Below are 1,377 nucleotides of genomic sequence, written 5' to 3'. Positions count from 1 at the left end.
TGCGGACGGTCTTCCCCGACCTCGACGGCGAGCCCTACCAGCACATCCTCACCCCCACCGAAGCCCACCTCACCCTCCCGGCCGAACCGGTGACGGAGGACACGCTGGCTTCCCGGCTGGCGGAGTGTGTTCAGCACGGATTCGAGCTGGACGGCGAAATCCCGCTAGTGGCGCGGCTGTTGACCTCAGGGCCAGGGGAAGCCGTCCTGGTGCTCGTGATGCACCACATAGCCGCCGACGGCTGGTCGATGACTCCGCTCGCGGCCGATCTCGCCTCCGCGTACGCGGCCCGGTGCGGAGGCGAGGGGCCGGAGTGGAACCCGCTTCCGGTCCAGTACGCCGACTACAGCGTCTGGCAGCACGAACTGCTCGGCGAGGACACCGACCCCGACAGCCTGCTGCGCCGCCAAGCCGCCTACTGGACGGACCACCTGCGCGGCCTGCCCGACGTCGTCTCCCTGCCCACCGACCGGCCGCGAACCGCGACCCCCTCCTATCGCAGCGACACCGTGAGCTTCACACTCGACGCCTCGACGCATGCCGCGTTGCGGGAGCTTGCCCGTGCGGCGGACGCGACGCTGTTCATGGTCCTGCACGCTGGACTGGCGGCGCTGCTCTCGCGGCTGGGCGCGGGGCGGGACATCGCGGTGGGATCGCCCATCGCCGGCCGCACCGACGAAGGTCTGGACGACCTGGTGGGCTTCTTCGTCAACACCCTGGTCATACGCGCCGACGTGACGTCGGATCCCACGTTCGGTGAACTCCTGACACAGATCCGTGAGACGAGTCTCGCCGCGTACAGCCACCAGGACATCCCCTTCGAGTACCTGGTGGAACGGCTCAACCCGCAGCGCTCGCCCGGCCATCACCCGCTCGTCCAGATCATGCTGGCGCTCCAGAACAGCACTGACCTGGCCTTTGAACTCCCAGGCGTCCGAGCCGAGTTCGAGGACCCGGGCGTATCCGGTTCACAGTTCGACCTCACCGTCAACATGGGTGAGACCTTCGACGAGGACGGTCGTCCGGCGGGGATGTCCGGGCTGATCGAGTATGCGACGGACCTGTATGACGCGGGCACGGTGGAGTTGTTCGGGGCGCGGTTGGTGCGGGTGTTGAGCGAGGCGGTGGCCGGGCCGGGTTCGCGGGTGGGTGAGTTGGATGTGCTGAGTGGTGGTGAGCGGGAGCGGTTGTTGGGGTGGTCGGTGGCGGGTGGCACGCCGGTGCCGGTGACGTTGCCGGGGTTGTTTGCCGGGCGGGTCCGGGAGTGTCCGGACGCGGTGGCGGTGGTGCGTGGTGAGGGGGTGTGGTCGTACGGGGAGTTGGCTGGGCGGGTGAACCGGCTGGCTCGTTGGCTGATCGGTCGTGGGGTGGGGCCTG

General features: G+C 69.0%; 1 protein-coding gene. It reads left to right on the top strand.

All coding sequences use genetic code 11. The features are described from left to right. The coding region (locus ACP4IX_RS36200) for a condensation domain-containing protein (RefSeq protein ID WP_426558896.1) at nucleotides 1–1,377 on the top strand (1,377 nt) is incomplete at both ends.

The sequence above is a fragment of the Streptomyces sp. WG5 genome (assembly GCF_049974565.1).
Classification (GTDB): Bacteria; Actinomycetota; Actinomycetes; order Streptomycetales; family Streptomycetaceae; genus Streptomyces.
Note: the sequence above shows the minus strand (reverse complement) of the source record. Positions and strands in the feature narration are given on the sequence as shown.